Consider the following 26,189-nt stretch of genomic DNA (forward strand, 5'->3'; position numbering starts at 1 on the left):
ATGACGCCCATCATAATGACCGTTCTCATATAAGCTCCCCCTTATCCCTTTGTTCCGTTCGCTGCCTGTTTCATATGATGTGAAGTTCACCTTGAAAAGCAGGAGAAGAAAATCATTTTTCTCCTATTTTTCCTTTATTATGAAGGGTCTTGCGGATGGTTGTCAATTCAGTTTGCCAATTCGTCATTTTGAAGAACGAAAGCATGTAATAGGACGCCTCCGCATAGATTGTAAAACAGTATCTGATTTCTAGCTTCAATCTTGAAAGAGGAGGTTCATATGGATATTTTAAAGAAAATCGAACAGCACAGAGAAGAAGAGCAGCGTCTCAAATGGGAAGGCACATTCAGCGATTATTTAGACATTATTAAGGAAAATCCACTTGTCGCTCAATCTGCTCATTCTCGCGTTTATCATATGATTAAAGACAGCGGGATTGAAGAAGAGAATGGGGTCAGAACCTACAAATTTTTTGATCAGGAGCTGTTTGGGTTAGAGGAATCACTCGAAAGATTAGTGGAGGAATATTTTCACCCTGCTGCAAAGCGGCTGGATGTCAGGAAGCGTATTTTATTACTGATGGGACCAGTAAGCGGGGGGAAATCGACGCTTGTCACTAGATTGAAAAGAGGACTTGAAGAATATTCACTCACAGATCATGGCGCAGTTTATGCGATCAAAGGCTGCCCGATGCATGAAGATCCGCTTCATCTCATTCCGCAAAATCTGCGGGAGGATTTCTATAGAGAATATGGGATTCGTGTGCAGGGGAATTTGTCGCCTCTGAACATGATGAGACTAGAAGAGGAATATGGCGGCAGAATTGAGGATGTAAGGGTCGAGCGGATCTTTTTCTCTGAAGATAAACGGACCGGCATTGGTACCTTTAGTCCGTCTGATCCGAAATCTCAGGACATTGCCGATTTAACAGGAAGCATCGATTTTTCAACCATTGCTGAATTTGGATCAGAGTCAGATCCCCGCGCCTACCGCTTTGATGGAGAACTCAATAAAGCAAACCGAGGGATGATGGAGTTTCAGGAGATGTTAAAGTGTGATGAGAAATTTCTCTGGCACCTTCTGTCATTAACGCAGGAAGGAAATTTTAAGGCAGGAAGATTCGCCTTAATTAGTGCAGATGAATTGATCGTCGCCCATACGAATGAAACCGAGTACCGGTCGTTTATTTCAAATAAAAAGAACGAGGCGCTCCATTCAAGAATTATTGTGATGCCAATTCCTTATAACTTAAAGGTCACAGAAGAAGAACGCATTTATCATAAAATGATTTCAGAAAGTGATGTCTCAGATGTGCATATTGCCCCGCATACGCTGAAGGTAGCAGCAATGTTCTCCATTTTGACGAGACTGAAAGAGCCGAAGCGTTCTGATATTGATTTGGTGAAAAAAATGCGTCTGTATGACGGAGAAAGTGTCGAAGGCTTCCAGTCAGTCGACATTGATGAGATGAAAAAGGAATTTCATGACGAAGGGATGAGCGGAATTGATCCGCGGTATGTGATTAACCGAATTTCATCTACCATCATTCGAAAGAATATGGAATCGATCAATGCACTAGATGTCCTTCGCTCCTTAAAAGAAGGGCTCGATCAGCATCCGTCTATCTCCAGCGAGGATCGGGAGCGTTATTTGAATTTCATTTCAGTCGCGCGAAAAGAGTATGATGATATTGCGAAGAAGGAAGTGCAAAAGGCCTTTGTGTATTCCTATGAGGAGTCTGCGAAAACGCTGATGGATAATTACTTAGATAATGTCGAGGCATACTGCAATAAAAACAAGCTGCGTGATCCGTTAACGGGTGAAGAAATGAATCCTGATGAAAAGCTCATGCGTTCAATTGAGGAGCAGATCGGTATTTCTGAAAACGCCAAAAAGGCATTTAGAGAAGAAATTCTGATTCGTATCTCGGCTTATGCGAGAAAGGGAAAACGCTTTGATTATAATTCACATGAGAGATTGCGGGAGGCCATTCAGAAGAAGCTGTTTGCTGATCTAAAAGATGTGGTGAAAATCACGACATCGACGAAGACACCGGATGAACAGCAGCTGAAGAAGGTCAATGAAGTAGTGGCTAGATTAATTGATGAGCATGGCTATAATTCAACAAGTGCAAATGAACTTTTAAAATATGTAGGCAGTCTTCTGAATCGATAATAAATGAAGGAGGCATTATTGGCGCATCAGCACCGGTAATGTCTTTTTTAGAAATGATCGTCAACTTGGATGACGAGCAGCATAGGATAAAGGAATCGATGGCTAGAAGAATTGTGCAAATAGGTGAGGAGGGGGATGGATGTCCCGGCAAGAAAAAAGTCAGTTTATTGTGTCTCAGGAAGACTGGTCCCTCCATCGAAAAGGCTATGACGACCAGCAGCGTCATCAGAAAAAAGTCAAAGAGGCGATTAAAAATAATTTGCCGGATCTTGTTACAGAAGAAAGCATCATCATGTCGAATGGAAAAGATGTTGTGAAAATTCCGATCCGTTCATTAGATGAATATAAAATTCGGTATAACTACGACAAAAATAAACATGTGGGTCAAGGCGATGGAGACAGCGAGGTTGGCGATGTTGTTGCGCGTGACGGCTCAGACAGCAAGCAGGGTCAAGGAAAGGGGCAGGGTGCTGGAGATCAAGCTGGTGAGGATTATTACGAAGCAGAAGTCTCATTAATGGATCTCGAGGAAGCACTGTTTCGTGAACTGGAGCTGCCAAACCTCAAGCAAAAGGAGCTTGACGACATCATTGTTGAACAAATTGAGTTTAACGATATTCGCAAAACCGGGTTAACAGGAAATATCCACAAAAAACGAACGATGCTGTCGGCATTTAAACGAAATGCGATGACAGGCAGTCCTTCCTTTTATCCGATTTACCCAGAGGATATCAAGTATAAAACGTGGAATGAAGTGACCAAACCAGAGTCGAAAGCTGTCGTTTTGGCGATGATGGATACGAGCGGAAGTATGGGGCTTTGGGAAAAATATATGGCGAGAAGTTTTTTCTTTTGGATGACACGTTTCTTACGGACAAAGTATGAGACGGTCGATATTGAATTTATTGCCCACCATACAGAGGCGAAGGTGGTAGACGAAGAACATTTCTTCTCACGGGGTGAGAGCGGGGGGACCATTTGCTCGTCTGTCTATCGAAAGGCACTAGAGCTCATAGACGAACGATACCCGCCGTCGCGATATAATATTTATCCTTTTCATTTTTCTGATGGTGACAATTTGACCTCAGACAACGCCCGGTGTGTGAAACTTGTTTCTGAGATCATGAAAAAAGCCAATTTATTCTGCTATGGTGAAGTCAATCAATACAACCGGCATTCTACGTTAATGTCAGCATATAAACACATTCAGGATGAGAAATTTAAACATTATATTTTGAAGCAAAAATCAGACGTTTTTCTCGCACTAAAAAAATTTTTTCAGCAGGAAGAAGTTCATTCATAACGAGCACATTTGAAAAAACCTTTCAGCATAAGGGCTGAAAGGTTTTTTGTGTGGAGAAGGAAAGGATCGCCAAAAAAAAAGTAAAACTTTCTCTTTGACATTTCAATTTTCATTTATTAATATTTAATCTTGTTAAATATAAGTTTTTCAAAAAAGATGCCGATCGTCTTTTCTTCTTTTTCTGCTCTTTGCTCATAAGTGAACAATAAGTATAAATGGGCTGCACACCATGATAGGGGCGGGAGTAGAAGAAGGGAAAAGGACAGAGTGTTGAGCTTGTTTCATATTCTGTCAGATGATGGGCATTCTAAGTTTGCTAAAGCAGATGACACTATATTTTTATACATGAAAGGAGAAACAAAACATGAACAGAGGGCGTTTATTGCTAACGAACATTATTGGCCTTATTGTGATTCTTGCCATTATTGCCGGAGGTGCTTATTACTACTATGAAAGCACAAACTTTGTCAAAACAGATGAGGCAAAAGTGACAGGTGACATGTATCAAATTACAGCACCAGCAGCTGGACAAATCAAAGGCTGGGATATCAACGAAGGTGACGAAGTGGAAAAAGACAGCACAGTTGCAAAAGTTGAAGGACAAACAAAAACAAACATTAAAGCAGTGGCTGATGGCACATTAGTCAAAAAAGAAGTACAAAACAATCAACAAGTGCAGCCTGGTACAGTTCTTGGTGAAACAATTGATTTAAGCAAGCTTTACATCACAGCAAATATTAAGGAAACAGATATTAAAAACATTGAAAAAGGCGACAAAGTCGACATCGTTGTAGATGGAGATCCTGATACAACATTTGAAGGAACTGTTGAACAAATTGGTTATGCGACAAACTCAACATTCAATATGCTGCCAGCAACTAATTCAAGTGGCAACTATACAAAAGTAACGCAAAAAGTAGCAGTGAAAATTTCAATTAAAAATCCATCAGACAAAGTACTTCCAGGTATGAATGCTTCTGTCAAAATTTCATCTTAATGATGATTGATATCAAAATATGAAAGGAGGTTGTCTGAGATGGCAAATCAACCTGCAGCGACAAAACAGGGAACAGGCTCCTTGTCTTTACTGATCATTTTAATGGCCGGTTTGTTCGTAGCGATTTTAAACCAAACGCTTTTGAACGTAGCTATGCCCCATTTAATGACAGAATTTAATGTGAGTGCAACGACGATTCAGTGGCTGACAACAGGCTACATGCTTGTCAACGGTGTGCTGATTCCGTTGTCTGCGTTTTTAATCACACGTTTTGGACAGCGCAGCTTATTCCTAGTGGCTATGATCTCGTTTACACTAGGTACATTTATTTGCGGCATTGCGCCAAACTTTTCAACGATGCTTATTGGCCGTTTGATTCAGGCTGTCGGCGGCGGTATCTTACAGCCGCTCGTTATGACAACAATCCTTTTTATTTTCCCTCCGGAAAACAGAGGGAAAGGAATGGGGATTTTTGGTCTTGCGATGATGTTTGCTCCTGCAGTAGGACCAACATTATCTGGTTACATTATTGAACATTATTCTTGGCGTATTATGTTTTATGGACTTGTGCCAATCGGTGCGATTGTCATTATCGCGGCTTTCTTTATGTTTAAAAATATTGTAGAGCCTAAAAAAATCAAGCTGGACAGTCTTGGTGCGATTCTTTCAATCGTCGGTTTTGCTTCCCTTTTATACGGAGTGAGTGAAGCAGGAAGTGATGGTTGGACAGATCCGATCGTCTTATCTACGATTATTATTGGTGCGATTGCGATCATTCTCTTTATTTTCCAACAGTTGAAAGTTGATAATCCGATGCTTGATTTCCGCGTATTTAAATACAGCATTTTCTCATTATCAAGTGTCATTAACATCATTATTACGGTTGCTTTATATACGGGGATGTTCTTACTTCCGATTTATCTGCAAAACCTCGTTGGGTTTACGGCATTGCAATCTGGGCTATTAATGCTTCCAGGGGCACTTGCGATGCTCATTATGTCCCCGATTTCAGGGATCTTGTTTGATAAATTTGGACCTCGTCCGCTTGCCATTGTGGGGATGCTCATTACCGTTGTCACGACGTATGAGTTTACGAGGCTGACCATTGATACTTCCTATAGTCACATTGTGCTCATGTATGCAGTACGCGCATTTGGTATGTCACTCTTGATGATGCCGGTTATGACAGCAGGGATGAACCAATTACCGCAGCACTTAAACAGCCATGGTACAGCGATGTCTAATACATTAAGACAAATTAGTGGTTCCATTGGTACGAGTTTGATCACAACGATTTATACGAATCGGACGACATTCCATTATTCCAATATGGCGGATCAAACAAATACTGCGGACCCGTTCTTTATGAATTCATTCCAGGCGGCTGTATCGAATGTGATGCATCATATGGGCATGACAGCAGAAGCTGCTCAAAAATATGTATCTACCCAGCTCTTTACAAAAGCACAGGTTGATTCAAACGTGATGGGCATCAACGATGCTTACATGTGGGTGACATTATTCTGTGCCGCTGGTGTCATTCTCAGCTTGTTCCTGCGAGATGTTCGTAAGGATAAAAAGCGAAAAGAACAGCAGCATAAGAAACAAGAAATATCACTGCTTCCGGCACCTAAGGAAGCTAACCAGGATGCAAGATAAGTGTGGAGGGACCGTACATGAAAATTTATGTTGTATACGATAGTGAAGGTGACCATACAAAAGCACTTGCAGAAGCGATTGCAGCAGGCGCAGGTGAAACAGAGCAAGCTGAAGTATTCATTGATCACGTGAAAGATGCAGACATTCGCAAGCTCGATCAAATGGATGCGATCATTTGGGGCTGCCCTGGTCACTTTGGTACCATTAGTTCTGGGTTAAAGACATGGATTGACCGTCTCGGCTACTTATGGGCAGAAGGAAAACTAATCGATAAAGTCGGTGCTGTTTTCTGTACAACTGCTACAACACACGGCGGTTTAGAAATGACAATGCATAATTTGATTACACCAATGTTCCACCAAGGAATGCTTGTTGTCGGCCTTCCTGGAAATGTTCCAGAGAATGCTTTATACGGCTCTTACTATGGAGCTGGTGTGACATGTCCGATCGATTCAGATGAATTGATTTCGACTGAAGGCATTGAACTTGGAAAAGCACTAGGAAGACGTGTAGCATCAGTCACTGCATCATTTAAGCGATAAGGAGAGGGTTCTTTTGGCGACGATTATTGTAGCGTTAGTAGCTGCTGTTCTAGTCATTATTGGATTAGTAGCGTTCAATGTCAGACACGCATCAGCCGATAAGGAAGAGATCAAAGAAGATGTCTCCAATCAGCCTGACGTGCCGCATAGCGAGCCAGAAGCTGTGGCGAGACCTGTAGAACCTGAAGTTGAAAAAAAAGCGTCAGAGCCTTCTCGAACGGATGATGCTGCGTCTGGCGACGATTTCTATAGACAGGCGCTTCAAAAGTTTAAACAGCCAGAACCACCTGTCAAAGAAGAAGAACCAGAGACAAAAATGAATGATGATATGTATCGTTCTGCTTTGCAGAAGCTAAAGCAGAAGGACAAATAAAAAAGAGAACCTCTCATCAGGTTCTCTTTTTTTTATGGCACAAAAAAACCGCCGGCAGAAGCCGGGCGGTTTTCCTTCACTCTATAAAGTGCTAAAAGAGCAGATGCTCTTAAATTACGCTTTGTTAACGTTAGCAGCTTGTGGTCCACGGTTACCTTCAACGATTTCGAAAGAAACTGATTGACCTTCTTCTAAAGTTTTGAAGCCTTCGCCTTGGATAGCAGAGAAGTGAACGAATACATCGTCTTGACCTTCTACTTCGATGAATCCGAAACCTTTTTCAGAGTTGAACCATTTTACTTTACCTTCTAACATGAAATTTCCTCCTAAAGCGATCTTAACGCTTAAATTCACTATTCTTGCTCTTACACAAACTTCAAAGACGAAAACTCTTTCAAAACTTTCTTCTTAAAGATGATACGAACAAAAATAATTACCTTTACTTTACCAGTGTTTGCGGGAAAAAACAACTGTTATACGAAAACTTTTTTAAAAATAATTAGTGCTAACAAATTGAGGAAAATGCCTATGTCAAATGGTCTTTTTTTCTCTCTGAAAAGCTCACTTGATTTCGGCCAGACTCCTTCGCTTTATAGAGCTCCTGGTCAGCTATAATTGGTAATTGCTTGATGTCTGCACTCGTTCCATGAGAATAAGCACATCCAATTGATACCGTAGTGTGAATGGACATACCATTTTTTAAATAAATCGGCTGATCGGCTATTTTTTTTCGTAAGCGTTCTGCAATCTGCCATGTTTTTTCAATTGTACAATTTGGTAGAAGGACAGCGAATTCTTCACCGCCAATCCGACCAATATAATCAGAGCTTCTTGTGTTTTTAATCAGCCTTGTACCGATTTCTTTTAAAACAATATCTCCCTCATGATGCCCATATTGATCATTGATGGTTTTGAAGTAATCGATGTCTAGGTAAATAAGGGACATTTGATGGATAGGCTGCTTCAACTTCTTAGTAAAAGCTTCTCTTAATACCTCATTGAACTTCCGTTTATTTAAAACACCTGTTAAAAAGTCATAATGAGCTTGGAATTTATATAAATTTAACAGCTGATATGCTTTTGTTTGATGTTCAATGACATAAAAGTTAAACAATCCAGCAATATATGAGAAAATCCAATATGTAGAATGCAGCTGAAATGATGTCTCATGCACGATCAAGATGAACAGGCTTGTGGCAACCACATTACCAATCGTAATGGATAACAGCATTTTCACAACATGATTCATATGACGCTCTGCAATCAAAAAAGAAGAGGCTGCGATAAACATCATGGAAAAAATATTGATGGAAGAAGCGATGTTGGCTTCAATTAATAATCGGCCAATGATCACAATAAAAGCTGCAATCATTGTTTGGGCGATGCCTCCATAAAAGGCCGTTAAAATAAGGGGAATATGTCTTAAATCGATGATCGCTGGCCCTGTTTTAATAGAGAAGAACATTAAAAGGACACCGAGTAACCCAGAAAGCATGCCTTTGCATATTTGCCTGAGCAAGGTATCTTCTTTCTTCAGAAAATTCTCTTTAAACACAAGCATAAATAAATAATGGAAAGTGACAAGAATTGTTAAATTAATAAAGAGGTCTCTTAGCAAAATAGAATCACCTTTTTAAAATTACTAAAATTTGTTGCAAAAGAAAAGGGGAAAAAGGATAATTAATAAAAATTTTAATGATGAGGAATTGAAGAAAATGCGGGGAAAACGCTTTCCAGATCAAACGGACTGGCTTTCTTTTTTTGAAAAAATGCCAGATGCCGGATTTGAAAAAGAAATGCCGGTTGAATATCAAGATTTGACGTTTCGGTTCGAGAATCAGGAGGAGCGATTTGTTGTGAACATGTCGCTTGCTATGCAGGAGTTTACCTTAAAGGTCGTTCGAAAAAAGACCGAATCCGTTTTAGGAATATATGATTTTAAAACAGTCCAGTATGTAGAGATTAAAAAAGATCGGAAGGAAGAAAAGGAGCTGTTGCTGATATTAGAGCATCATGACGACTTCATCACAACAATCGAAATCACATTTCTACCTTCCTTTTGTCTTATGGTCAAAGAACATTTTTCAGGAGAATAAACAGGAGCCTCTTTTTATGAAGGCTCCTGTTATATTATTTGTGCTCGATGTCATTGATGACTTGCTGGATCGATTCATCATCCATCACATTCATCACACTTTCATCAATGTGAAGAGATTGCGCATAAGATTCTCTTGGCTGATGAGTTCTTGATGGTGATTGGTGCTGGTTCGTTTGATTTGGCTGGACAGCTGTGAATGCCTGCTTGATCATTTGGCCAACTTCACCTGTTCCTTTTGATTCCTTATGTGAGCGGGACTCATGGCGAGATGAGTTTTGGTGCTGATGGTTTGCGCCTTTCATCATTGAAGACATATTCATTTGTGTCATGCTTTTCAGTCTTCTTCGTAAAACCGGGGAGAATAATGCAATGATTGCTGTTGATACTGCGATCATTGCGCCAGTGCTCATACCTTTTCTTTTTTTAAACAAACGAATCCCTCCATTTGATCGTGATGATCTTTCATCAAGTTTAGGATGACCAATCACAGCTGAATTATGAATTCATTTTGCGGAAAGAGAGGATATGTGCATAAAAAGCCGGCTGGATGAAAAACCTATGAGCAAAAGGAGGGAATAATTGATGAATAAGAAATGGATGCTATCTTTACTGCTCGTGCCAACATTAATCACCGCTGGGTGTGGAATGAACAACCAAGGCGATGAGCGTAGAGGAACAATGAAAAGGCAGTATGAAAATGTCACATATAAAAATGACAACATGAGACAGGATCAGCCAGATGTTCAAACACCTCAGAAGGTCAAAGTGGCAGATAAGGCGTCAGAGCTTGTAGCCAATATGTCTGAAGTGAAGACAGCAAACGTGCTTGTCACAGGAAAAAATGCATTTGTTGCCGTTGTACTTGAAGGCAATAAAAGCGGTGATGTGACGGACGATCTGAAAAAGAAAATTTCAGACAAAGTCAAATCAACGGATCAACAAATCGACAACGTGTATGTATCTGCTAATCCAGACTTTGTCGATCGTATGCAAGGTTATGGAAAACGTATTAAAAGCGGAGAGCCGATTTCAGGATTTTTCGATGAATTTACTGAAACGGTTAGACGTGTCTTCCCTGAATCAAAATAGCTACGACAAAAGCCGTATGTCATATGCGGCTTTTTTGTTTGGAACCGCACCTCGCGCACCTGACTGCATAAAGTAAAAAATATATCACCTCTTGTTGATCTTTGTTTCTTCATAGAGAGAGAAAGAGGGTGCAGGATGAATTCAGGTGGGGAGCAAATGAAAGCAGGGCCGTCATTGATTCATAAAAAACTTGTAAGCGGGATGATTGCAGCAGGTCTGATTTTTTATGCTTTCACCGCGTACTTGATTTATGTTGCGTTTCAGCTGACAGGACAATATTTGGAGCAGTCTTCTCCTAAAACGGTTATCACGGAGGGACTCAATAAGCAAGTCTATGAACATATTCGAATCTACTATGCAGAGGAAGAGGATGCTTTTGTTGATCTGACAATAGAGGCCATGAAGCAGGCAGAGAAGAGGACAGCGTCAGTGTTTCAATTTGAAGCTGACAGACCTTTAGACGTTATTTATTTTGATGATAAAGAGACGATCGAACAAATTGCTGGTATTAAGCATATTACGGGATTTTACTCCGATCATGATCAAATGATTGGGTTATATCCAGATAAACGGGAAGCATTATTAAAGAAAGAGACACTGCCTTTATACTTTTTCAATACGCTTTTTATTCATGAGTATGCTCATTTTGTTTTCTATGAAAAGGTCCATTCATATGAAGTATCTCCAGGCATTTTTCCGCTTTGGTTCCACGAAGGAACAGCAGAGTGGACGGCCTATGACGTGTTAAATGCTACGTCTGAACGCTTCGATGTAATTCCATTTCAATCTCTTCATTCTGATCAAGACTGGCAGAACTCCCGGGTAACGTATGAGACAGATGTCTATTTACAAAGCTATTATATGATCTATGAGCTGGTGCAGCTTTACGGACGAGACGTCATACATGAGATCATGGAGGAGACTGCGAAAACGGGCCAATTTGCTAGCGGTTTTGAACAGGCGACGGGGGAGAGGCTCACAGATTTTGAAGAACAGTTTAAAATGATGTATCAAAGAAAAAACGGCTGACCGAGAAGGAGGTCAGCCGTTTTTTTAATGAAGAGGCTTTTGTTGATCTGCCTTGCTAGGAGGCATTTGAACCTGCCCCTGAAGCGGTGCAAAAGCTGACGTCATGGCTGTCATATCTTGTTTGGAAAGCTGAGGAACTTGATAGTAGCCATGCTTGTTTTGATACAAGAAAATTTCATATGCCATTTCAATAAAGTTCGGAATCTGCGCAGCAAGCACACGTCTGACAACAGGATTTGTTACTTCTAATGCGGACATGGAAAGTAGCCCAGCGTGTGATTTGACTAGGCTGAGCATATGTCCTGTGATGCCTAAGTCTTTTACATCCTGTAATGACTGATTTGGCTTCTTCGGCTGAGAAGGTTTGATTCCGTATGTCACTTGTGTGTGTTCTTTCATCATATAAGTAGCGGTTTCTTCACTAGGCTTTTGGCCTGTAGAAAAACAATCTACAGTGACATTGTACTGTGATAAAACGAACTGATATTGTCGATCCAGGATGTCGCATAATGCAGGATCTTGAATAAATTGCCGCAGGATCATATATTGATCCAAAATATTAATCGTGCCGGCTAAAATTTCATGTAAATCGAATAACTCATGCCCGCCATGGTTGAGCTCAGGCTGCTGAGCGCTTCCTTGAAACATTGGCTGCTGATCGTTTTGCATTGATATTCCTCCTTCTGTTTATACAATCTGTTTTAATGTGAGGATATTTTCTCGTTTTCATGCAAAAAACATTATTTACAATTAGAGGGTTTTCTTTCTTTTTGTCGAAAAAAAGTATCAGACGAATGAACATGGGGGTACCAGATGCAGGACAAAATCATTAATCGTTTGATAGAAGACGAACATGTGCAGGCACCAGTGATCGGCATCGGTGTTTCGCCGTTTGAACAGCATCATCTTGAGGCTTTTTTTCAATCGTTGCCACATGAATTAAATGCCTCTTTTATTGTTGTGCAAAATCACGTGACAGGCGATTGTATAACAGATTTGGAAGCACTTGTTTTACCGATTGGCTACCGGGCAAAAACGATTAAACATGGTGAGAAAGTCATGAAGAAGACCATCTATTTTTGTCCGCAGCATGCGGCTGTGACGTTAACAGAAGATCATCGGCTTCATGTATCTGAGCAGCTGCCAACAAACAAGGGATGCTCTGTCGACTCGCTTTTTAAGTCACTTGCCAGTGTTCAAAAGGAAGAGGCGTTTGCGATCTTTTTTCAAAAAGGTCATTGTGTGGGGAGTGGATTGCTTCGGTTGGTAGAGCAAGGCGGTACAGCGTTATCGTGCAGTGAGGTAGAGAGTGGTTTTGACAGCATGTATCATCACACATTCAAAAGTCCATCCACCCTTGCAGCTTATATGGCCAATATCATCAATGTCCCGCATGCGGATGAGACGGATCCAGCTTTACTAAGAATCATTGAACGTCTCGAAATGTATAAAGGGATTGCCTTTTCAACCTATGAAAAGAAAAGGCTGCTTTCTGTTATTCAAAAACGCATGCGCACTGCAAACGAACCGATGTCATTATTAACAGAGTACGATCGTTTATTAGAAAGAGAACCAGATGAGCTTGACCGCCTGCATGCCCAGCTCCTAAGCGGCACGACTGCTTTCTTTAGAGATATGGAGGCTTTTCGAGTATGTGAACAGAAGGTGATCCCGTCAATCATTGACCATTCGATGAACAACGGGAAATCTCGGTGCCGAATTTGGATTGCGGGATGTTCGACAGGGGAAGAAGCTTATTCTTTTACGATTTTATTTTTAGAAGAAATGAAGCGAAGAGATGTGTCCATTGAACTTCAAGTCTTTGCGACAGATATCAACCGAAAAGCCATTCAAATAGCTAGTAAAGGTCTTTACTCGATAGAGTCTATGGCAAGCATACCGGAAAAATGGCGGGCGCGATATTTCGAAAAAAAAGGTGACGCTTTTATTGTGAAGCAGTCGCTTAGAAAACATATTGTTTTTGCTCCTCACAATTTATTGATTGATTCACCTTTTATCCACCTCGATTTTATCAGTTGCCGAAATGTTCTGATGTACTTTGAGCCAGAAGTACAAAAACGAGTATTATCCCGATTCCGATATGCTTTAAAAGATCAAGGGGTGTTAATCTTAGGGCCAAATGAAACTGTTCCCAATATTCCTCGATTGTTTCAATTGTTCAATGAGAAGTGGAACATTTACACCTATTCAAATGTTCCTGCATCTAGTGTCCCTTGGGTATATGACGCTCGTGATGCCGAGTTAAAAAAGCGAGCTGCACAATATATGGAAGAAGTGAGCGGAGAATATGACGCATGCATGGTGATCAATGATTGTGACAAAATTCTGGCGATGTCAAATGGGGCCTATTCCTTTTTAGACCGTACAGAAGTGTCAGATCAATCATGTGAATATGTCACACCTGATTATTTGAAAGAGATGTTGAGTCAAACCTTTCAAAAGGTATGGACGGACGAGACAGAGGTTGTGTTTCAGCATGTCCTCATTTCGGAAAAAGGAAAAAAGCAGTATGCGGATTTTATTGTAAAGAGTTTTGATCACCGTTTTAAAGGGGTATACGTCATTCTCATTCGAATGAATGAGAGAGGGAAAATTCAAAAGAACAGCAGGGAAAAAGGGATGCCAGATCAGAATTCAGTTTATCAGCAGCGTATTGTCGATTTAGAAATTGAACTCAATGAAATTAAACAAAAAGAGCAGGAGGCAAGGGCTCAATTAAAAGTGAAAAACACGCAAATAGCGGAGCTTGAGAAAAAACATGAACATTTTATTAATATCATAAACAACTTAAGGGTAACAAGGGAAGAACTGTATAGACCTTCTGTTAAGCCTCAGCTTGTGACGTTGTTTGTGGACCGGGACATGAATATTCGCTATTACACTCCTACAGCCGCCTCTTTATTTACTTCAGCACAAATAAGGCAACAGCAATCCTTTCAGGCGATGGCTAAAAAGCTTACACAGGAAACACTCTATCATGACATACAATCGGTTATCTCGGACAGGCGCGTCATCGAACGAGAAATTGAAACGAATGAAGGAGAACAATTTACTGTTCACATCACACCTATCTTTGATCAAGATCATGAGGGAGCGGTGATGACGTGGATTAAAATGACGGAAATGACAAAAATCAAACAGTCACTCCATCTAGCGGTAACAGCACTGGATAACAGCCATATCCATATTGTTGTTGCAACTGAGGAAGGGGTCATTCAATGCGTGAATCAGCGCTTTTGCCAGTTTGTACAGCAGCATGAATATGACCTGATCGGCAAAGATATTTTTTCTGTCTATCATTCGCTGTGTCAATGTGATGATTTAGAAAAGCAATGGGACGTTTGTTTAAAAGAAGGCAGCTGGACTGGTGAGCTGTACTTTCAGGATTTATCAGGCCGTGAACGATGGGAGAGAGTCTCTTTACACCGAATTGATGATCCTGACAAAATGCAGTCAACCGTGATGCGGATTTCTGAGGACATTACCAATCAAAAGCAGTCAGAGAAGATGCTGATGAAGTCCGAGATGCTGTCCGCAGTTGGTCAGCTTGCAGCCGGCATCGCCCATGAGATACGGAACCCGCTGACGTCGTTAAAGGGATTTTTACAGCTGATGATTCAAAGTAAGAAATATCAGAAGGATTATGCAGATGTGATGATGTCTGAATTTAATCGGCTTGAAGCCATTATTAATGAATTCCTTGTGCTCTCTAGAAGCAAATCGGTGAAATTTGAGCCGGTACATGTCAATCTTCTGCTCGAAGAAGTGATCATGGTCGTTGAATCACAGGCGGTTTTAAAAGGCGTATCTATTCAGAAGAATTTGTCTCCGTCGCTGCCAAACATTCAAGGTATACCAAATGAGCTGAAACAAGTTTTCTTAAACATTCTTAAAAACGGTATTGAAGCGATGGATGGTGTGACAGGTGTCATTCAAGTCACATCCGTATTGGAACATAATCAGATGATGCTGATTTTTGAAGACCAAGGAAAGGGCATACCAGAAGAAGAACTAGGGAAACTGGGTGAACCTTTTTATACAACGAAAGAAAAAGGGACTGGTCTTGGTTTAATGATGACGATTAAAATCATTGAAAGCCATGGCGGCAGCATTCGTTTTGAAAGCAAAAGCTTTGAGGGGACACGAGTGATTATTACGTTTCCAATGAGCTGACAGACATAAGATTTACAAGAAATCCATCTACCATCAATATTTACTTAGTACACTATGAGAGATAAAGCTCGGAAGGGGAGGGTCTAATGAAACGTGTTCGATCCATTCGAATGATCTGCTGTCTGGTTTTACTGATCTTTAGTCTGCAATCCTTACTGCCTGGCATGATTACAGCAGAACAAGCCATTGCGTCTGAAAAGAAGGAAACGGTTTGGAACCAAAAGAAGCCAATGAAAATCAAGAAAGCCCGTCTGCTGATCGGAGAAACGGTGACGGTAAGTGGAATTGTGACAGCAGACCAATCGGCTATAGGCAATGGGAAACTGTCAACGTACATTCAAGACAAATCAGCTGGAATCAATATTTATTCAGCACAGCCCAACAACTTCCCAGAACTGAAAACAGGCATGAAGGTGACAGTAACGGGGAAGATCACGTCTTATAAAGGACTGATTGAAATTGTGCCGGATCGAGATGCCCTGAAGGTAGATGCTGTCAATCAAACCTTGCCAAAGCCAAAGCGAGTCTCACTGAAACAACTAGAAACGGATCAGGCACATAAACATGAAGGAAAACTTGTGAAGGTCAAAGGCTATGTTGAATCAAAGCCAGAGCAGCCGGCTGGCGGTGGATATAATGTCGTGATCATTGATAAAAAATATCACAGCACCATCCTTAGAGTGATGGTGGATACAAGTGCCATTGATAAAGTAAAGACAGGGAAATGGTATGAGTTTACAGGAGTTTTAAGCAGATATGATACGCTGCAGGTGCTTCCAAGACACAAGGGTGATATCAGTCTGCTGAAACGTCAGCCAAAGCCGCCAAAAATCAAGAAAGAATACGAGGCAACGGTTGACCGGGTAGTGGATGGTGATACGATTCATTTAAAGAAGCCTGTGCTTGGTACAACAAAGGTGCGCTTTGTGAATATGGACACGCCGGAAAAGTACCATAAGCCAAAAAATGAATTAGATCAAAACCAGCTGCGTTTTGGACAGAAGGCGGCGGACTATTTAAATACGCTGCTCTCAAGCGGAGATAAAGTCACATTAAAGATTGGTCCTGAAGCGAAGGACGACTATGGACGTCTTTTAGCTCAAGTGAAAACCAAAAAAGGGGTCAATACGAATTTAGAGCTTGTGAAAAAAGGATATGCTCCTACGTATTTCATCTGGCCGGTTGGAGATGAAAAGGACTATCAGATGTTCCAAAAAGCGGTCAAAGAGGCGAAAGAAAAAGGGCTGGGCATTTGGAATGAAGCGGATCCGCTGCTGGAACAGCCGTTTGAATTTAGAGCACGTGAACAGAAAAAAGGACTGACACGCTACGCCGGTGATTCATCAGCGAAAACGTACGTATCGCCTGACAGCTGGAAAGAAATCGCTGTAGATAAACGCATCTTTTTTGCTTCAAAAGAAGAAGCAGAACAGGCTGGCTATCAGCCGGCAGAGGAAGCTGGGGAAGTCCCGTTAACCATTTTAAGCATGAATGATTTACACGGAAAAATTGATCAACAATACGAGCTGGATCTAAAAGGTGATGGCAATAAAGGAACGTACGGACGGATGGATTATGTGGCGGCTTATATGAAACAAAAACAAGCAGCACACAAAAATACGATCACAGTTCACGCCGGAGATATGATTGGCGGCAGCTCTCCAATATCGTCTCTTCTGCAGGATGAACCAACTGTTGAACTCATGGAGAACATTGGTTTTGATGTTGGCACGGTCGGCAACCATGAATTTGATGAAGGGGTGGACGAGCTATTACGGATCATAAATGGCGGAGATCATCCTAAAGGCACAAAGGGATATGACGGACAGAATTTTCCACTCGTTTGTGCAAACTGTGAATACAAGGATACAGGTAAACCACTTTTACCTGCTTATGAAATCATAGATGTCGAGGGAATTCCTGTAGCATTTATCGGTGTTGTGACAAAGTCAGCCGCAGGAATGGTGATGCCAGAAGGGATTAAAGACATTCAGTTTACAGATGAAGTCAAGGCCGTTAATGAAGCCGCGAAGGAATTAAAACAAAAAGGGATCAAAGCCATTGCGGTCTTAGCTCATATGACAGCCTCTCAAAATGGAGATACCATCACTGGAGAAAGTGCGAAGCTGGCCAAAGAAGGCGATGATGAAATTGATGTCATCTTTGCAGGGCATAATCACGAAGGGGTAAACGGAGAGGTCAATGGGAAATTAATTGTTCAAGCCTTTGAATATGGGAAGGCCGTTGGCGAAGTCAATGTAACACTTGACCGCAAAACGAAGGATATTGTCAAAAAGAGTGCAAATATCCAGTATGTAGATCAGTCTGGTATTGAAAAGGACAAGGAAGCAGCCGGCATCTTGGCTCATTACGGGAAAGAAGTTGAGCCGATTATTAGTGAGGTCGTTGGAGAAGCTGGTGTCAAAATGGAGGGCGGCTATTCAAATGATGGAGACACGCCGCTCGGTAATTTGATTGCTGATGGTATGAGGTATTCTATGAAAAGTGATTTTGCCATGATGAATGGCGGCGGCATCAGGCAAAACCTTGAAAAAGGGCCGATTACGTGGGGAGATCTGTTTAATATTCAGCCTTTTGGCAACGTCTTAGTTAAACTTGAGATTAAGGGGAAAGACTTGGCTGAGATCATTGAAGCGCAAATTTCTCCTCAATTTGGACCAGATTATAGCATTTCGGGTTTTTCATATTCCTATGATCCGGTAACATATAAAGTAGTCGACTTAAAGCTGCCAGATGGATCAGACGTTGCGCTCGATCAAACGTATACACTCACGGTGAATAACTTTATGGCAACTGCAACTGGCAGTAAGTATGCACCGATAGGAAGGCTGGGGAAAAATCCTGAAACAGGTCCAGAGGATTTAGAAGCCACTGTCGCTTTTGTGAAGAGCTTTGAAGGAGCTTCCATTGTGTATCAAAAAGAGGGACGCATTCAAAAAGCAAAACAAGAAGAAAAAGCAGCAAGCTAAAGAGCGTTTCATCTAAGGAAATGTAACAGGTAAAGGAGTTTAAGCATGAAAAAGTGGCTTGCACTTACTGTGATGACAGCAGGAATTGTCTTGCTCGGCTGGGGAATTTGGCAAATCGCCTCTACACACCTTCAAACAGCACAATCATTAGAAGCCGCGAAGAAAGCGGTAGCGGACGATCAAAGGATGTCAAAGAAGCAGTTTTCTCCTGAAGTGGGGAAAGCCTCTGGCATCCTGACGATTCCGAAATTAAAAGCAGACCTTCCCATTGTGCAAGGGACAGATGCGGATGATCTTGCCAAAGGAGTCGGGCATTACAGAGGCAGTTATTACCCTGATCAAAAGGGACAAATCGTCCTATCTGGCCATCGTGACACGGTATTTCGCCGAACAGGTGAGCTGGATATTGGCGATCAGCTGAAAATCACTGTGCCGTATGGTGAGTTTCTTTATGAAATCACACATACGAAAATCGTGGATCAGCATGATACATCCATTATTACTTTGCAGAATGAAAAGGAAGAGCTCGTGTTAACGACATGCTATCCATTTCATTTCGTGGGCAATGCACCAGAGCGATATATTATTTATGCAAAAAGAGCATCTGTCTAATGAAAAAAGAGCCTGCATTTAATCAGCAGGCTCTTTTTTTAATGAATGATCTCGTCCATGAGCTGAGCCATATCTGGTGGAAGCGGCGCTTCTATGCTCAGTTGCTCACCTGTAAAAGGATGTGTCATGTCTACTTGTTTGGCGTGAAGAGCGCATCTGTTGATATAAGCGCGAGCACCGCCATAAAGTGAATCCCCGGCTAAAGGATGCCCAAGACTGCTAAGATGGACACGAATTTGATGTGTTCTTCCGGTCTCAAGTTGCAGCTTAACCGCTGTCATTTGCAGACGTTTATTAGTGTCCATAACCTGAAAATGAGTCACAGCACTTTGACCAGTAGGAGAGATTCTTCGTCTGACGGCATGATGCTTGTCACGGCCGATCGCTGCATCGATCGTGCCTTTCTTTTTCTTGAAAAGTCCTTCTGCGATAGCGATGTATGTTCTACGGATCGTTTTCTTAGAAAGCATTTGATCAAGCACAGCATGAGCTAACCTGTGTTTAGCAAAAATGACAGTGCCGCTTGTATCTTGGTCAAGCCTGTGGATATGTCTCACTCGCTTTTCCTCGCCATTTGCTTGAAAATGAAAGGCCACAAGGTTTGCCAGTGTGCCCGTTTGTCCCTTTTCATTCGGGTGCGTTGGCCGTCCAGCGGGCTTTTGCACAATCAATAAGTGCTCGTCCTCAAAGAGCACCTCTAATTCACCATATTCTGGCGTCACATCACTCTCTTCCATTTCAAATAAATCGATCAAGATGTGATCGCCTGTACTGACTTTTGCCGCGTGATGGGCAGGCTTTTGATTTAAACGTATTTTTTGATGCTCCATCCAAAAATGGATAATCGGTTTTGAGGCCGATACGGCTGTTTTTAAAAACTGACTAAGTGAAGTGTCATGATGCTGCTCACCTGCTTTTAGTGAGAGCGTGTGCCCGTTAATATTCATAATATCCGTTCCTCTCTTTGGGTATATATAGGAAACACTTACCTTGGCGAACGCCTTTTTTTCTGTGCTATTCTGAATGGAGAACTAACGACAGAGAGGTAGATGCCACGTGAGAATAATGAAAGCTGCTACAGACCTGCAAGAGCAGGCAATTGAAGAAATATCAAAGGATGTTGAAGATCTTCTATCCCATGCTGTCGGTGAAAACCCAGCTGCGCGTCAACAAGAACGCCCGCTGACCTTTGTTGAAGGGGTTTATAACGGAACGATGGACGATGCTTTTCGTATTTTATCGGGACTTCAGCTATTACATACCATTATTGTAAAACCTAAACGCCATATTACAAAGCGTGATCGTGAGCTATTCGAGCGAAACCGTGAGCAGGTCAATGCATGCGGCTTTTCTTTTCCGTTTGATTTAGACGATTTTGCCAGCCGCCGCCTTCAAAATGCGTAAAAGTTGGTGTGAACTTCCTTGTTAACTTACAAGGCTGCCGCACATACTATTTTTAAGGGAACGGAGAAACCTTTAGATCTGTAATACCAAACCCGCTCTTTTTCAACATTGCCTATATTCTCCACGAATCGGAGCGCTTGGACCTCTTGCAGAATTGAACCGAACACGGGTAGGAGCCTGACAAAATGGTACAGGCTCCTTTTATACATAATTATTTTAGCAGACATTCATCTTTGAAAGTCAATTTTATTCACGATATGATAGCATTGAGTATCATATTAAAGACTTTCGTAAAAAAAGGAGTGGCCTCGTTGGTAAAGGCGATTATATTTGATTTTGACGGATTAATTTTAGATACAGAAACACATGAATATGAAGTTTTACAAGAAATGTTTGCAGAGCATGAGTCGGAGCTGCCTCTTTCTGTATGGGGCAACGTCATCGGGACTCAGGCGGGCTTTAAGCCTTTTGAATACTTAGAAAAGCAGCTAGGAAAGACGCTCGATCATGAGGCACTCACAGCGGACCGGCGTTCTCGTTTTCAAAAGAGAATGAAGGATGAATCAGCACGACCTGGCGTAGAAGCTTATTTACAGGCAGCGAAGGAGCTTGGAATCAAGATTGGACTTGCTTCCAGCTCAGACTATAAATGGGTGTCTGATCACCTGAAGCAAATTGGTCTTTTCGATTACTTTGAATGTATCCGTACGTCAGATGTTGTGGAAGAAGTCAAACCTCATCCAGAGCTTTATTTGCAAACCGCAAGCTGCTTAGGTGTAGAGCCAAAGGATTGTGTGGCATTTGAGGATTCAGTGAATGGATCAATTGCTGCCAAACGTGCAGGCATGAAATGCGTCATCGTCCCAAACAAAGTGACGAGCACGCTGCAGTTTGAAGAATATGATGTCAGAATAGAATCCATGGCTGAAATCGAATTGCTCCAGCTATTCCATCAGCTTGAAAAAGAGGATCAGTAAGGGGGCAAAAACATCATGGCAGAAAAACTCGATTTAACGCGGTTTGAAAAAAGAATGGTGATCCGTAATATCCGGGAAGAAGATATTGACCGAATCATCGCCTTGCAGGAGGTATGCTTTCCGGGCATGGACCCTTGGAAACGAGAGCACCTTGAAAGCCATCTTGAGCATTTCCCAGAAGGTCAGTTTTGTGCTGAATTTGAGGGAGAAATCATTGGCTCTTGTTCAAGTTTATTAATTAACTTTGATGAATACGATGACCGTCATACTTGGCAGGACATCACAGATGATGGGTACATCACTAACCATAATCCAGATGGGATGAATATGTATGGAATTGAAGTGATGGTTAGTCCTGAATACCGCCGCATGAAAATTGGCCATCGTTTATATGAAGCAAGAAAAGACTTAGCGAGAAGATTAAATTTAAAAAGCATCATCATTGGCGGACGCATCCCGAATTATCATAAATACCAAGAGGAAATGACGCCTCGTCAATATGTGGAGCAGGTCATGCTTCACCAAATTTATGATCCTGTTTTATCTTTTCAGCTGTTAAATGAATTCAGCCTCATGCGGATCAATCCGAATTACTTGCCGGATGATAAGGCATCGAGCACATATGCGACGTTAATGGAATGGAATAATGTTGATTATCGTCCGCAATCGAAAAGATTTTATAAATCGGCGTTCCCAGTTCGCATTTGCGTCATTCAATATGCGATGAAACAAATTCATTCCTTCGAGGAATTTATGAATCAGGTGGAGTATTATGTTGATGTCGCATCAGATGCGTCAGCTGACTTTGCCGTATTCCCAGAAATTTTTACAACGCAGCTCATGTCTTATTTAGAGGAGCGCTCCCCAAGTCTTGCAGTTCAGCGGATCACGGAATATACCGAGGATTACATTAATTTGTTTACAGACCTTTCTGTGAAGTACAACATTAACATCATCGGCGGATCACATTTCGTTGAAGAGGAAGGGAAAATCTACAATATCGCTTATTTATTTAGACGTGATGGAACAATTGAAAAGCAATATAAGCTCCATATCACACCGAATGAAAGAAAATGGTGGGGGATTTCAGCAGGTGATCAAGTTCGGGTATTTGATACAGACTGCGGTAAAATTGCGATCCAAATTTGCTACGATATTGAATTTCCTGAGCTTGCTCGGATTGCAGCTGATAAAGGAGCGAAAATTATTTTTACGCCGTTCTGTACAGAAGACCGTCAAGGCTATTTAAGAGTGCGTTACTGTGCACAGGCTAGAGCGGTTGAAAACCAGATTTATACCGTGATCTCAGGAACTGTCGGAAACCTTCCGCAAACCGAAAATATGGATGTCCAATATGCACAGTCAGCGATTTTTGCCCCATCTGACTTTGAATTTGCAAGAGATGGGATTGTAGGTGAGTGTAATCCGAATATAGAAATGGTTGTCGTTGGCGATGTCGATTTAGAAATTTTAAGAAGACAGCGGCAAGATGGAACGGTACGTCAGCTCAAAGACCGAAGAAGAGACGTGTACCATATTGAATATAAGAAATAATGAAGGAAGCGCCTATTGTTGAGGCGCTTCTTTTGATGACATCAGATTTTTTCAATTGACAAAGGGATGCTGGAGAAAAAGACGAATATACTGAAAGGAGATTATGTGTTCAAAAAGGAGAGGAACATGGGGCGACAATCTAAACATTTGTATATCAATTTGCCGGTAAATCATGTGAAGGAATCTATCGCTTTTTTTGAGCGGCTGGGTTTTGACTTTGAGCAGCAGTTCACGAATGATCAGGCGGCCTGTTTGGTCATTGATGACACGATCACCGTCATGCTGTTATCTCTTAGGCATTTTCAATCCATTTCAGAGAAACAATTAGTGGATGCAAAAAAAGCATCAGAGGTGATAATCTCTATGCGCGTTCATTCACGGGAAGAGGTCGATGAGCTGGTGGAGCAGGCGATGGCAGCAGGCGGGTCACCGTTTAAGGAAAAGCAGGATCATGGGTACATGTATGGCTGGAGCTTTCAGGATCTTGATGGTCATTTGTGGGAAGTGTTCTATTTGGATGAAGAGAGAAGCGGCCTTTCATAAGGGTGCTTCTTTTTTATTGTTTAGCAGTGGTATGATTATGAGGAAGAATAGGAATTCATCTAGAGAAAAGTAGGTGCAGCATGGAGTTTTTAATTGTCTTACTGCCAGTGTTCGGTATCTTTCTTATCGGGTATATTGGGCAGAAGGCCATTGGTTTTGACATACATACGCTCTCATCAATGTCTTTATATTTAATGTCACCATTTCTTGCGTTTGAAACCTTTTATCAAAACAAAGTATCGATGGACTATGTGTACCTATCTATTTTTGTCGTCGGACTTTGTCTTTCACTTGTTTTATGCGTTTTTATTTTATCTCGTATTTATGGTTATTCGAATGAAATGTATTGTGCCATGATTCTGTCGTCAGCATTTATGAACAATGGGAATTACGGCACACCCGTTGTCCTGCTTGTCTTCGGAGCTGCTGGTTTAGATATTGCCATCGTTTTAATGGTACTGCAGCAGCTTGTCATGAGTACAATCGGTATGTATTATGCAGCAAAGGGCGGAGAGGATGCAGGAGATGGAAAGGTTGTGCTGAAAAAAGTGCTGCGTATGCCTGTTGCATATGGGGCACTCCTCGGGCTATTATTTCAGCTGCTTGATCTTTCATTACCTAAAGAGGTGATGACGGGTGTCCAGCTTGTGGGGGATGCCGCCATACCGACGATTATGCTTATTTTAGGCATGCAGCTCGCCGTCATTTCTTTTAAGCAAGTGGATTATCGAAATATTTCTTATGCTGTATTGCTGAAGCTGTTTATCTCACCTCTCATCGCATTTGGTTTTACGCTCATTTTACCGGTAGATGATTTGGTGAAACAAATTATGATCTTAGTTGCAGCCATGCCGACAGCAGCAAATACCACGCTGATGGCTGTACAATTTCGAACGAAGCCTGAGTTTGTCTCAAGCACGACATTTCTCAGTACCGTTTTAAGCATCGTGACATTACCAGTTTTATTATGGATTTTATCTATGCACCCTCTGGGATAGGGGATAGGCGGCAAAACAAAGGGGGACATATCAATGAATGCAGATGTTCATTTTCAAGTGAGTGATGTGTTGAAAACAAAGTATTTTGCCCATGCAAAAGTGTTAGCAGGAGAAAAGGGATTGTTTCGGCAGGTCAAATGGGTCCATGTGCTAGAAGTGCCTGCTGTAGAAGATTTGTTAAATGGGGGAGAGCTCATACTAACAACAGCCGCAGGCTTTCATGATCAATTGGATGTGTTTCAAGCATTTTTAAAACAGCTGATCGATTCTGGTGCGGCAGGCTTGTGTATTGAATTTGTTCCGCTCAGATTCGATGTGCCGGAAGAACTGATTGCGTATGCAGAAGAAAGAGATTTTCCGCTGATTCTGTTTACAAAAGAAGTGAAATTCGTCAACATTACACAGCATCTCCATACGAGGATGATTGAACGCCAGTATCAAATGATGGCTGATTTAGAAGCACTGTCATCAAAGCTGAATGAGCTTTTATTGACTCCCCATCCGCAGATGGATATTTTGGATCAAGTGTATCAGCACGTAAGGGGCATTCTTTTACTCATTCCTGTTCAGGGGGAGCCGATTATTTTATGTGATTCCTCTAAACAAACCGAAGAGCTGGTCATGAATTATTTACAGTTTGCTTCCTTGCCAAAAGGATATGAAGTGACCAAAAAAGAAGTGCTTGCACTCAAGCAGACATTTGCAGACCTTGTGCTCATTCATCAAACAAACACACTCTCAGAATTCGAACTGCTCGTTATGGATAAAGGAGCAAATGCTCTTGCCCAGCAAACGCTAAGAGAGCTTTATACAGAAGAATTGAAGAAGACAAAAGAGAACGAATGGCTGCAAAAATGGTTCCAAGAAGAGCATTCAGAAAGAGATATTTTAGAGCATCTTGAAGAAACAGAAGGATTGAAAAAACCAACCGGCTGTGTGGTCATGCTCTTTCAAAAGAATCATCAAATCGAAGAAATTGCAGGAAATCTTTATTTTCTCGTATCGTGCCGCTCCATCTTTCAGCGAGCAGGTTTCCACTTGATTCCGTATGAGCATCAAGGACAAACCTTGTTTATTTTATTGAACACGAGAAAGAAGGAGGACTGGAAAGAGCGTGCAGAGAAGGCGGCAGCTGACATCAAACAATTGTATGATCGGGAGCAGCCACGAGGAACTGTGATCAAATTTGGCATCGGTCCATATTGTGAACAGTTTCAGCATATGAGAAAAAGCTTTCAGGCAGCCAAGGAAGTGCTGCATATAAAGAAAGTGATGCCCCAGCGGGTGGAAAGCCCATTTTATCAAGATTTGCATATGCTCCGTCTTATGCCTGTCATGCAGGAAAGCGGACTGCTTGAATGTATGGTGAAAGAGTATTTGGAGCCTGTGATTTTATATGATAAGCAAAATAGCGGAAGACTCTATCAAACGCTGAATATCTTTTTACAGACAAACGGTTCTAAAAAGGAAACTGCAAGCCGGCTCTATATTGTCAGGCAGACCCTTTATCATAGACTCGATAAACTGCATGCATTGCTTGGTGAGGATATGATGCAGGCACCGAAACGACAGGCGCTTGAATTTGCGATTCTTGCATATGAATTCCTGCAAGGAAATCGTCGTTAACAACGTATGTTAGATTTGCTAAGGCA

At 41.6% G+C, this 26,189-nt stretch carries 23 protein-coding genes; 18 read left to right on the forward strand and 5 right to left on the reverse strand.

What is annotated here, in order from left to right; translation table 11 throughout:
- The first annotated feature begins 279 nt into the window (after nucleotides 1-279).
- The 6 genes from NSU13_RS04505 to NSU13_RS04530 all read left to right on the forward strand — a co-directional run bounded on the left by NSU13_RS04505 (nucleotide 280) and on the right by NSU13_RS04530 (nucleotide 7,049).
- Nucleotides 280-2,175, forward strand: a complete 1,896-nt coding sequence (locus NSU13_RS04505) for a PrkA family serine protein kinase (RefSeq protein WP_024425326.1) — start codon at nucleotides 280-282, stop codon at nucleotides 2,173-2,175.
- 139 nt (nucleotides 2,176-2,314) lie between these two features.
- Complete coding sequence (gene yhbH, locus NSU13_RS04510) at nucleotides 2,315-3,478, forward strand: sporulation protein YhbH (RefSeq protein WP_034282299.1); 1,164 nt, start codon at nucleotides 2,315-2,317, stop codon at nucleotides 3,476-3,478.
- A gap of 364 nt (nucleotides 3,479-3,842) precedes the next feature.
- Complete coding sequence (locus NSU13_RS04515) at nucleotides 3,843-4,475, forward strand: HlyD family efflux transporter periplasmic adaptor subunit (RefSeq protein WP_024425324.1); 633 nt, start codon at nucleotides 3,843-3,845, stop codon at nucleotides 4,473-4,475.
- A gap of 39 nt (nucleotides 4,476-4,514) precedes the next feature.
- Nucleotides 4,515-6,134, forward strand: a complete 1,620-nt coding sequence (locus tag NSU13_RS04520) for a DHA2 family efflux MFS transporter permease subunit (RefSeq protein WP_041116922.1) — start codon at nucleotides 4,515-4,517, stop codon at nucleotides 6,132-6,134.
- A 17-nt stretch (nucleotides 6,135-6,151) separates the two neighbouring features.
- Complete coding sequence (locus NSU13_RS04525; protein WP_024425322.1) at nucleotides 6,152-6,676, forward strand: flavodoxin family protein; 525 nt, start codon at nucleotides 6,152-6,154, stop codon at nucleotides 6,674-6,676.
- A gap of 13 nt (nucleotides 6,677-6,689) precedes the next feature.
- Nucleotides 6,690-7,049: a hypothetical protein gene (locus tag NSU13_RS04530; protein WP_034282297.1), complete on the forward strand. Its 360-nt coding sequence runs from the start codon at nucleotides 6,690-6,692 to the stop codon at nucleotides 7,047-7,049.
- Between the two features lie 114 nt (nucleotides 7,050-7,163).
- Here the strand turns inward: NSU13_RS04530 and cspB are convergent, their stop codons facing one another.
- Nucleotides 7,164-7,364, reverse strand: a complete 201-nt coding sequence (cspB, locus tag NSU13_RS04535) for a cold shock-like protein CspB (RefSeq protein ID WP_008349061.1) — start codon at nucleotides 7,362-7,364, stop codon at nucleotides 7,164-7,166.
- A gap of 211 nt (nucleotides 7,365-7,575) precedes the next feature.
- A complete protein-coding gene (locus NSU13_RS04540; protein WP_342489890.1) occupies nucleotides 7,576-8,667 on the reverse strand; it encodes a diguanylate cyclase in 1,092 nt (363 codons plus the stop codon).
- 97 nt (nucleotides 8,668-8,764) lie between these two features.
- Between NSU13_RS04540 and NSU13_RS04545 the strand changes: the two genes are divergently transcribed.
- Nucleotides 8,765-9,145, forward strand: coding sequence for a hypothetical protein (locus tag NSU13_RS04545; protein ID WP_342489891.1), 381 nt, complete (start codon nucleotides 8,765-8,767; stop codon nucleotides 9,143-9,145).
- 34 nt (nucleotides 9,146-9,179) lie between these two features.
- Here NSU13_RS04545 and NSU13_RS04550 read toward each other — a convergent pair whose 3' ends face one another.
- On the reverse strand, nucleotides 9,180-9,578 hold the full coding sequence (locus NSU13_RS04550) for a spore coat protein (protein WP_081124145.1): 399 nt from the start codon (nucleotides 9,576-9,578) through the stop codon (nucleotides 9,180-9,182).
- A 151-nt stretch (nucleotides 9,579-9,729) separates the two neighbouring features.
- Between NSU13_RS04550 and NSU13_RS04555 the strand changes: the two genes are divergently transcribed.
- Nucleotides 9,730-10,236, forward strand: a complete 507-nt coding sequence (locus tag NSU13_RS04555) for a YhcN/YlaJ family sporulation lipoprotein (RefSeq protein WP_034282294.1) — start codon at nucleotides 9,730-9,732, stop codon at nucleotides 10,234-10,236.
- A gap of 156 nt (nucleotides 10,237-10,392) precedes the next feature.
- Entirely contained in the window at nucleotides 10,393-11,265 is an 873-nt protein-coding gene (locus tag NSU13_RS04560) for a hypothetical protein (RefSeq protein ID WP_317222578.1), read from the forward strand.
- 24 nt (nucleotides 11,266-11,289) lie between these two features.
- On the opposite strand, the gene NSU13_RS04565 is transcribed toward NSU13_RS04560, so the two are convergent.
- On the reverse strand, nucleotides 11,290-11,934 hold the full coding sequence (locus NSU13_RS04565; protein ID WP_034282292.1) for a spore coat protein: 645 nt from the start codon (nucleotides 11,932-11,934) through the stop codon (nucleotides 11,290-11,292).
- Between the two features lie 144 nt (nucleotides 11,935-12,078).
- Here NSU13_RS04565 and NSU13_RS04570 point away from each other — a divergent pair, with 144 nt between their 5' ends.
- The 3 genes from NSU13_RS04570 (at nucleotide 12,079) to NSU13_RS04580 (ending at nucleotide 19,061) form a co-directional block, all read left to right on the forward strand.
- Nucleotides 12,079-15,459, forward strand: a complete 3,381-nt coding sequence (locus NSU13_RS04570) for a CheR family methyltransferase (RefSeq protein WP_342489892.1) — start codon at nucleotides 12,079-12,081, stop codon at nucleotides 15,457-15,459.
- A gap of 86 nt (nucleotides 15,460-15,545) precedes the next feature.
- Complete coding sequence (locus tag NSU13_RS04575) at nucleotides 15,546-18,449, forward strand: 5'-nucleotidase C-terminal domain-containing protein (protein WP_342489893.1); 2,904 nt, start codon at nucleotides 15,546-15,548, stop codon at nucleotides 18,447-18,449.
- 45 nt (nucleotides 18,450-18,494) lie between these two features.
- Nucleotides 18,495-19,061, forward strand: a complete 567-nt coding sequence (locus NSU13_RS04580) for a class D sortase (RefSeq protein WP_342489894.1) — start codon at nucleotides 18,495-18,497, stop codon at nucleotides 19,059-19,061.
- A gap of 38 nt (nucleotides 19,062-19,099) precedes the next feature.
- Here the strand turns inward: NSU13_RS04580 and NSU13_RS04585 are convergent, their stop codons facing one another.
- Complete coding sequence (locus tag NSU13_RS04585) at nucleotides 19,100-20,008, reverse strand: RluA family pseudouridine synthase (protein WP_034282286.1); 909 nt, start codon at nucleotides 20,006-20,008, stop codon at nucleotides 19,100-19,102.
- A gap of 109 nt (nucleotides 20,009-20,117) precedes the next feature.
- On the opposite strand from NSU13_RS04585, the gene NSU13_RS04590 reads away from it, so the two are divergent.
- From NSU13_RS04590 to NSU13_RS04615, 6 genes are all read left to right on the forward strand, one after another.
- A complete protein-coding gene (locus NSU13_RS04590; RefSeq protein ID WP_024425310.1) occupies nucleotides 20,118-20,465 on the forward strand; it encodes a DUF5365 family protein in 348 nt (115 codons plus the stop codon).
- A gap of 311 nt (nucleotides 20,466-20,776) precedes the next feature.
- Nucleotides 20,777-21,442, forward strand: a complete 666-nt coding sequence (locus NSU13_RS04595) for an HAD family hydrolase (RefSeq protein WP_342489895.1) — start codon at nucleotides 20,777-20,779, stop codon at nucleotides 21,440-21,442.
- 15 nt (nucleotides 21,443-21,457) lie between these two features.
- Nucleotides 21,458-22,996, forward strand: coding sequence for a bifunctional GNAT family N-acetyltransferase/carbon-nitrogen hydrolase family protein (locus NSU13_RS04600; RefSeq protein WP_034282283.1), 1,539 nt, complete (start codon nucleotides 21,458-21,460; stop codon nucleotides 22,994-22,996).
- Between the two features lie 126 nt (nucleotides 22,997-23,122).
- Nucleotides 23,123-23,539 carry a VOC family protein gene (locus tag NSU13_RS04605; protein WP_034282281.1) on the forward strand — a complete coding sequence of 139 codons (417 nt, stop codon included), beginning with the start codon at nucleotides 23,123-23,125 and terminating at the stop codon, nucleotides 23,537-23,539.
- Nucleotides 23,540-23,619: 80 nt separating this feature from the next.
- A complete protein-coding gene (locus NSU13_RS04610) occupies nucleotides 23,620-24,537 on the forward strand; it encodes an AEC family transporter (RefSeq protein ID WP_034282279.1) in 918 nt (305 codons plus the stop codon).
- A gap of 33 nt (nucleotides 24,538-24,570) precedes the next feature.
- Nucleotides 24,571-26,163, forward strand: a complete 1,593-nt coding sequence (locus tag NSU13_RS04615) for a PucR family transcriptional regulator ligand-binding domain-containing protein (protein ID WP_342489896.1) — start codon at nucleotides 24,571-24,573, stop codon at nucleotides 26,161-26,163.
- Nucleotides 26,164-26,189 lie beyond the last annotated feature (26 nt).

The organism is Bacillus sp. FSL M8-0049 (assembly GCF_038593355.1).
GTDB classification, from domain to species: Bacteria; Bacillota; Bacilli; order Bacillales; family Bacillaceae; genus Bacillus; species Bacillus safensis.

Excerpts from the sequence above, each read along its gene's own strand:
- NSU13_RS04505 (WP_024425326.1), top strand. The coding sequence starts at position 280 with ATGGATATTTTAAAGAAAATCGAACAGCACAGAGAAGAAGAGCAGCGT.
- yhbH (WP_034282299.1), top strand. The coding sequence starts at position 2,315 with ATGTCCCGGCAAGAAAAAAGTCAGTTTATTGTGTCTCAGGAAGACTGG.
- NSU13_RS04515 (WP_024425324.1), top strand. The coding sequence starts at position 3,843 with ATGAACAGAGGGCGTTTATTGCTAACGAACATTATTGGCCTTATTGTG.
- NSU13_RS04520 (WP_041116922.1), top strand. The coding sequence starts at position 4,515 with ATGGCAAATCAACCTGCAGCGACAAAACAGGGAACAGGCTCCTTGTCT.
- NSU13_RS04525 (WP_024425322.1), top strand. The coding sequence starts at position 6,152 with ATGAAAATTTATGTTGTATACGATAGTGAAGGTGACCATACAAAAGCA.
- cspB (WP_008349061.1), bottom strand. The coding sequence starts at position 7,364 with ATGTTAGAAGGTAAAGTAAAATGGTTCAACTCTGAAAAAGGTTTCGGA.
- NSU13_RS04545 (WP_342489891.1), top strand. The coding sequence starts at position 8,765 with ATGCGGGGAAAACGCTTTCCAGATCAAACGGACTGGCTTTCTTTTTTT.
- NSU13_RS04555 (WP_034282294.1), top strand. The coding sequence starts at position 9,730 with ATGAATAAGAAATGGATGCTATCTTTACTGCTCGTGCCAACATTAATC.
- NSU13_RS04560 (WP_317222578.1), top strand. The coding sequence starts at position 10,393 with ATGAAAGCAGGGCCGTCATTGATTCATAAAAAACTTGTAAGCGGGATG.
- NSU13_RS04565 (WP_034282292.1), bottom strand. The coding sequence starts at position 11,934 with ATGCAAAACGATCAGCAGCCAATGTTTCAAGGAAGCGCTCAGCAGCCT.
- NSU13_RS04570 (WP_342489892.1), top strand. The coding sequence starts at position 12,079 with ATGCAGGACAAAATCATTAATCGTTTGATAGAAGACGAACATGTGCAG.
- NSU13_RS04575 (WP_342489893.1), top strand. The coding sequence starts at position 15,546 with ATGAAACGTGTTCGATCCATTCGAATGATCTGCTGTCTGGTTTTACTG.
- NSU13_RS04580 (WP_342489894.1), top strand. The coding sequence starts at position 18,495 with ATGAAAAAGTGGCTTGCACTTACTGTGATGACAGCAGGAATTGTCTTG.
- NSU13_RS04585 (WP_034282286.1), bottom strand. The coding sequence starts at position 20,008 with ATGAATATTAACGGGCACACGCTCTCACTAAAAGCAGGTGAGCAGCAT.
- NSU13_RS04600 (WP_034282283.1), top strand. The coding sequence starts at position 21,458 with ATGGCAGAAAAACTCGATTTAACGCGGTTTGAAAAAAGAATGGTGATC.
- NSU13_RS04605 (WP_034282281.1), top strand. The coding sequence starts at position 23,123 with ATGGGGCGACAATCTAAACATTTGTATATCAATTTGCCGGTAAATCAT.
- NSU13_RS04610 (WP_034282279.1), top strand. The coding sequence starts at position 23,620 with ATGGAGTTTTTAATTGTCTTACTGCCAGTGTTCGGTATCTTTCTTATC.
- NSU13_RS04615 (WP_342489896.1), top strand. The coding sequence starts at position 24,571 with ATGAATGCAGATGTTCATTTTCAAGTGAGTGATGTGTTGAAAACAAAG.